Origin of the sequence: Commensalibacter sp. Nvir, assembly GCF_963921845.1 — a bacterium.
GTDB lineage: Bacteria > Pseudomonadota > Alphaproteobacteria > Acetobacterales > Acetobacteraceae > Commensalibacter.
Map to the genome: position 1 here is coordinate 1 of NZ_CAWUGZ010000015.1, position 5,388 is coordinate 5,388.

A 5,388-nucleotide genomic window follows, 5' to 3' on the forward strand; every position below is an offset into this window, starting at 1 on the left:
CGTCTACGGTTAATCGAGAGCTTAATTTAATTTCTGCCGTTTTGACCACGGCGTTAAAAGAATGGGGATTGCGCTTATGGGCAACCCCGTCCGATCATTATCAATACAATTTAATGGATATATAAAAGCTCTAACAATATTCCAAGGTTCATGTAAAATTTTTAAAACTAAACACAAAATTGTAAATAAGAAAATGCTAATTGGAACAATGGAGCAAAATCTTATTCATTTTTTTGATACGTTAATAATAACGGAGTTTCAAATTCATTTTATTTTTAGTTTTTAGCAACATTTAAAATCATGTTTTATTGGTAACAAAAAATATAACTTAAGATATCACGCCTTTTTTAAGTAAGATATTGCCATATTTTGCTGTCTCTCCTGTAACAACAATAGCAAATGCTTTTTTCGCTCTTTCATAGAAAGCATACCGTTCAATTCTTAATACCGATACAGAAGAGGGGGTTTGTGTAAATAATGCTTTTAAATAACGTTCTTCTACTTTTTCGTCTAAAACATCTCCTTTAACAGGGGACATCATTACCAGAGGTGGCTCATAACAATCCAGTTCAAAAAGCGGTATTATTGCAGATAATAAAGCATCGACCTTAATACCATCTGCTCGAATAACTTGCTTATTTAATGAACAAGCAGGAAAGTGAGCGTCTGAAAATACGATTTCATCACCATGTCCCATTTCGGCCAATATTTTTAACAATGATGGGGAAATTAGCGGGGAAATATTCTTTAGCATACTTAAAACCTTTAAATTTTAAAAAATTTTACTGTAACAAGGTTGTTGAGAGCCGGGATAATAGTATAAATAAGTATAATTAAATCTGTTTCTTACTAATTCTGCTGTTTCGCACAAACCAAGTCCGTACCACGCAAAACATGCGGCACCCAATACCGTTATTTCCGATTGTTTAGGCACTTTAATAGGTAAATTCAGCATGTCAGCTTTTATTTGATTCCATAATATATTATTACTTCCCCCTCCAACTAAAACCAACTCAGTCGCTTTGAAATTGGCTATTTTTTCTAAAGTTTTAAGATTATCGTTAAGTTGTAAAGAAAGTTTTTCGAGAACTGAACGGTAAAAATACCCACGCGTTGAGTTGAGACTGGCTCCCAGCCAACCTCCATTCATTGTAAGAATATTACTATCAAAGTTTAAACCGCCGCATCCCGGAGGAACATCTAATGCTTCTTCAATCATAGAAGCGTATACTTCTGGTTTTTTAAGATCTTTCCAAAATAGGGATCGTATCCATTCTAAAATGCCAGAGGCAAGCCACTGTAATCCTGGATTATATAAATTTGTTTTCGCATCTAACTCACAGGTAGAACCTTTGTAAGAAGGTAAAATAGTAGTATCTACTTGTTCAGTACGAACCATCAAAACTTCCCAGGTTCCTGAAGAAAGTACGGGCTGGTTAAGTTGGGCGCCTGAACCGAAAAGTGCAAATTGGGTATCGTGGCCAGCAGAAAAAATGGGTATATCATTAGGCAAATGCAATTTTCTAGCCATTTCAGGCAAAAGTGTCCCAATTTTCTCACCTGCTGCAACAATTGGTGGAAATAATGTTGGTGGTATGCCTATTTTATCTAAAATATGATGGCTGAATTTTTCTGCTTTCAAATCGAACAACTGACTGGTTCCAGCCATTGTTCTATCCGTAGTCATAATACCCGTTAAGCGGTAATTAATCAAAGAAGAGATAAATAACCACGCATGCGCTTGAGTTAATTTTTCAGGTTCATGCTCTTTTAACCAAATCAATTTATAAATTGTATTAAAACTAAAATGGCCAACACCTGAAATTAATTGTAACTCATTGGGTGACAAATATTTTCCTATATTGTCCATAATTTTTTGGGTTCTTGGACATTTCCAGCTGATAATAGGATAAATTAGCTCCCCTTCAGTGTTAGTTAAAGCACCATCAACCCCAAATGTTGTAACTGTAATTCCTTTAACTTTATACGTCGAAATAATTTCATTAATATTATTGCAACACGTTTCAAATCTTTGGAGAATATCCTCCAAAGACCAAATATGCCATTCTGAATTTTCGCTACAACTTTTTGTTGAATTAGGCGTATCCGATTTAGCAACAATCGAACCTGTATCATCAATGGCTATAACTCGAATATTTGTCGCTCCGCAATCAAATACCAATACGATATTTTGGGCCATTTTCCCTCCAAAATAACCAAGTAATTCTTAAAATTACTTGGTTGGTTCTCTAAAAACCTTTAATAAATAGGTCCATAAGATTGGCAAGCTCTATAATCTTGCCCTTCTTTGTCCATACCAAAGCCAGCCCATGACGTTGGTCTATATATATCGTTATCGTCCACGTTGTGCATGCAAACAGGAATACGCAACATTGAAGCAAGGGTAATAAAATCAGCACCTACATGGCCAATGGTTAGTACGCCATGATTTGCTCCCCAATTAGCCATTACGGAATAAACATCTTTGAAGGGGCCTTTCTCCGTAATACGTGGGGCGAACCAAGTTGTTGGCCAAGTAGAGTTGGTTCTCTTATTCAAGATGTCATGTACATCTTCTGGTAATTCAACACTCCAGCCTTCAGCAATTTGTAACACAGGTCCCAAACCTTTAATGATGTTTATACGGCTCATCGTGAAGGGCACACCTCCCTCAGTTAAAAAATGAGAGGAATAACCACCACCACGGAAGTATTCGTGAATAGCGGGACACCATTTTGTAGCAGTCAAGCAGGCTTCAACTTCTTCTTGGGTTATATCCCAATGATGCTTTATGGTAGGCTTACCCGTACTGTCTTTTTGTTTACAAGTGCCATCTAAGGCTGCAGAACCGGAATTTATCAAGTGAATAATTCCATGTTCTGCTAGTCCTGTCATTTTTTTCCCTGTGACACGTTCAATAGATTTCGCAGACCAATAGGTTCTAACATCAGCAAAAATTTGAGCTGTTCCTGTTAGCATATTGCCAAATAACATCGTCGCCCCATTAAGGCTGTCATTTTCGGTTGCGACTAATAAAGGTTTACGAGTACCGTTCCAATCAAATGAGCTATTCAAAAGAGCTTCCGCTGTATCCCCGTTTGGATATTGATCTGTCCAGTGACGTTGTCCTTGAAATCCAGCTACAATCGCATTGTACCCTAAGGATTCTTCAATCAGCCCTTTATCTGCTAATTTTTTATTCCCTTGCATCATATCCCGAATGCAAATAGCCATGAGTAGACTTTCGCGAAGTATGGCTCTGTTTTCTTCTGTCGAACGTTGATTTTCTTTAGAATTTTCATCTACACCAAAATTAAAATATTTGTCTGTCCATGACAGTGCTAATTCAAGTTCATCCTCATCATAAATTTTCTTATCAATACGACGACGCAGTTCGGTCATATCAACGGACTGAACTTTCATTCCTAACCAAGATTCGAAAAAGTTATGATCAACGATGGAACCAGCAATTCCCATAGAGGTGCCACCTAAAGACAAATACGTTTTGCCTTTCATATTGGCTACTGCTAATCCAGCCCGCGTAAAACGTAATAATTTATCTTTTACATCGGAAGGGATATTCGTATCGTTTGCATCCTGAACTTCGTGCCCGTAGATAGAAAAGGCTGGTATCCCTTTTTGGCTATGTGCGGCCAGAGCAGCAGCGAGATAAACAGCACCAGGACGTTCCGTTCCATTGAATCCCCAAATAGCTTTTGGCCGCATTGGGTCCATGTCAATTGTTTCACTTCCATAACACCAACAAGGGGTTACTGTAATGGTAAGACCGACATTTTCTGCACTAAATTTTGCTTCGCAGGCTGCAGTCTCAGCTAATCCTGCAATGCAAGTATCGGCAATAACGCATTCAACGGGCGATCCACAAGGATGGTGCAAGGTTTTACTGATAAAGTCAGCGGTAGCTTTTGCCATAGCCATTGTTTGGTTTTCCAATGACTCTCGAACCCCCATCCGTCTTCCGTCAATAGTTGGACGAATACCGACCTTTGGCAATTTAGTTAACGTTTTCATTATTATTCCTTACTAAAATAATTAATATTGAGTGCTAAATTTATTTTTTAAATAATTGTGCGATTGGTTAACAGGTTTTGCGTAAAATTTTGCATAAATAAATACAATGATAAAACACAATGCAGGAACCAACTCTGCTGTGGGAATACTGCCTGCTATGTCGCTAACAAATCCCATCAAGGGAGTGACAACACTGCCGCCCACGATAGACATTACAATTAGTGATGAACCATATTTGGTATCTTTTCCCAAATCGGTTATACCCAACGAAAAAATAGTTGGATATTGGATTGACATAAAGAGACTACATGCGGTTAACGCAATCAACCCCACCATCCCACCGAGAAAGGCTGATATTGAACATAATACAAATGATATTAAAGCATAACTAGCCAATACTTTTTTTGGATCCGATCGTTTAATAAGCCATGTACCACTAAACCTACCAATAAAAAAACATACCATACTTGCCGTTAAATAGTTGGCTGCAAAACTTGGAGTCATTTTATTTTCTTGAACAGCGTAGCGAATTAAATAACTCCAACAGGCAATTTGTGCCCCTACATAGCAAAATTGGGCAAATACAGCCCATCTCCAATGTCTGACTTTTATTAAGCGTTTGAATGCTTTTACCAAAGAATCATTTGTCTCTTCGTGCGTATCACTCTGAATAACAGGGAATTTGGTAAAGAAAATTAGTAACGCAATAAATAATACAATACCGACAATGATCATATAGGGGAACTGAACGGCCAACACCAAATTATGATGATACGTTTTTAATTGATCAGGCGCCATCTTATCCAAAATGTCATTAGAATACTGTGGAATATGAGCCAAAATAAGCGTTTGACCAAATACAACGGCTATTATTGACCCGAATGAATTGAACGTTTGCGCTAGATTAATACGAAAATGTCCTGTTTTTTCGGGTCCAAGAACCGTTACGAAAGGATTGGCAGCGGTTTCAAGGCAGCCTAACCCAGCAGCAATAATAAATAATCCAATTAAAAATAAATCGTAATTCATTATTTCTGCTGCAGGCCAAAACAAAGCAGCTCCAATAGCGTATAGAAATAATCCGGTTAGAATGCCTACTTTATAGCTAAATTTTTTCATCAAAATTCCTGCTGGAATTGGAATGAAAAAATAACCAAGATAAAAAGCGGATTGTATTAACCCCGCTTGAAAATTATTTAAAGTAAATGCATGTTGAAACTGGGGAAGAAGAATGTCATTTAGGTTATTAGCAAGGGCCCATAAGAAAAAGAGAGAACAGAGCAGAGCAAAGGGAATTAAATATTTATTTTTTTCTTTAGTATTTGTAGAAACATTACTCATAATGTAACCTTATAA

The 5,388-nt window shown here is 37.2% G+C and carries 4 protein-coding genes; all 4 read right to left on the minus strand.

Annotation, left to right across the window (positions count from 1 at the left end; translation table 11 throughout):
- Nucleotides 1–328: 328 nt before the first annotated feature.
- Genes fucU through fucP form a run of 4 tightly spaced genes read right to left on the minus strand, consistent with a single transcriptional unit; the run spans nt 329 to nt 5,373 of the window.
- On the minus strand, nt 329–754 hold the full coding sequence (gene fucU / locus AABE15_RS00880; protein ID WP_338329393.1) for an L-fucose mutarotase: 426 nt from the start codon (nt 752–754) through the stop codon (nt 329–331).
- An 18-nt stretch (nt 755–772) separates the two neighbouring features.
- The gene (fucK, locus tag AABE15_RS00885) at nt 773–2,200 is read right to left on the minus strand and encodes an L-fuculokinase (RefSeq protein ID WP_338329394.1); all 1,428 of its coding nucleotides are present in this window, start codon (nt 2,198–2,200) and stop codon (nt 773–775) included.
- 59 nt (nt 2,201–2,259) lie between these two features.
- Nucleotides 2,260–4,032, minus strand: coding sequence for an L-fucose isomerase (fucI, locus tag AABE15_RS00890; RefSeq protein ID WP_338329395.1), 1,773 nt, complete (start codon nt 4,030–4,032; stop codon nt 2,260–2,262).
- Between the two features lie 21 nt (nt 4,033–4,053).
- On the minus strand, nt 4,054–5,373 hold the full coding sequence (gene fucP / locus AABE15_RS00895) for an L-fucose:H+ symporter permease (RefSeq protein WP_338329396.1): 1,320 nt from the start codon (nt 5,371–5,373) through the stop codon (nt 4,054–4,056).
- Nucleotides 5,374–5,388 lie beyond the last annotated feature (15 nt).

Coding starts and splice junctions, on each gene's coding strand:
- fucP (WP_338329396.1), bottom strand. CDS start 5,373: ATGAGTAATGTTTCTACAAATACTAAAGAAAAAAATAAATATTTAATT.
- fucK (WP_338329394.1), bottom strand. CDS start 2,200: ATGGCCCAAAATATCGTATTGGTATTTGATTGCGGAGCGACAAATATT.
- fucU (WP_338329393.1), bottom strand. CDS start 754: ATGCTAAAGAATATTTCCCCGCTAATTTCCCCATCATTGTTAAAAATA.
- fucI (WP_338329395.1), bottom strand. CDS start 4,032: ATGAAAACGTTAACTAAATTGCCAAAGGTCGGTATTCGTCCAACTATT.